The 237-nt window shown below is 69.2% G+C and carries 1 protein-coding gene; it reads left to right on the forward strand.

Annotated features, from left to right (window positions below; translation table 11 throughout):
• On the forward strand, positions 1-237 hold a 237-nt coding region (locus IH00_RS36960; RefSeq protein WP_039946179.1), incomplete at both ends, for a beta-ketoacyl synthase N-terminal-like domain-containing protein.

A 237-nucleotide genomic window follows, 5' to 3' on the forward strand; every position in this document is an offset into this window, starting at 1 on the left:
CCGCAGCAGCGGTTGCTGCTGGAGACGTCGTGGGAGGCGATCGAACGCGCGGGAATCGACCCGAAGAGTTTGAAGGGCAGCCCGACGGGCGTGTTCTCCGGCGTGATGTACCACGACTACGGATCGCGGCTGCCGGACATCCCGGAGGGCCTGGAGGGCTTCCTCGGATACGGCTCCGCCGGCAGCGTGGCCTCGGGCAGGCTGTCGTACTGCCTCGGGCTCTCCGGTCCTGCGGTG

This window comes from Streptomyces sp. NRRL S-118 (assembly GCF_000716335.1).
Taxonomy (GTDB): domain Bacteria; phylum Actinomycetota; class Actinomycetes; order Streptomycetales; family Streptomycetaceae; genus Streptomyces.